The following is a 443-nucleotide window of genomic DNA, read 5'->3' on the forward strand; positions in this document are numbered from 1 at the left end:
AACATATTCACTCTCACACCGAATACGCTCGGTCCCAACGAACGTGTCGACGGTGCGGGACTGCTGTCCTCGCTGCTAACGGCAGCGCCCCCGATGAACTGTGTGACAACTGCAGTGATCCCCACACTCCCTGACTCATGAGTGCTACCACGACGCCCCCGTCGGACACTGACCTGAATGAAGCCCCGGAGTTCGAACTGGACTGCCTGTACGACGACCCCGAGAACCCCTCGGAGCTGACGATCTTCCCCTCGGACCGTCAGCAGACCGTGACGGAGTGGGTCACCGCGGACCGAACAGCGGCCGTCTCGCTCGATGAACTGCGCTGAGCGGGACGCGCCCCACGGCTATCCGCGCTGACACAGTCTTCTGGCGTCCTGCATCGCCTCGTTGGTCTCACAAACGAGCGTCAGGTGATCACCGCTTGCGAGGCGGAAATCGCT

1 protein-coding gene is annotated in these 443 nt (G+C 62.3%); it reads left to right on the plus strand.

The features are described 5' to 3' along the window. Positions 1–137 precede the first annotated feature (137 nt). The gene (locus tag DVK05_RS16625) at positions 138–329 is read left to right on the plus strand and encodes a hypothetical protein (protein WP_101351273.1); all 192 of its coding nucleotides are present in this window, start codon (positions 138–140) and stop codon (positions 327–329) included. The last annotated feature ends 114 nt before the right edge of the window (positions 330–443 follow it).

This window comes from Halorubrum sp. Atlit-8R (assembly GCF_003666025.1).
Classification (GTDB): domain Archaea; phylum Halobacteriota; class Halobacteria; order Halobacteriales; family Haloferacaceae; genus Halorubrum; species Halorubrum salinarum.

Bases quoted from the DNA above. Each gene is read 5' to 3' on its own strand.
- DVK05_RS16625 (WP_101351273.1), top strand. From the start codon at position 138: ATGAGTGCTACCACGACGCCCCCGTCGGACACTGACCTGAATGAAGCC.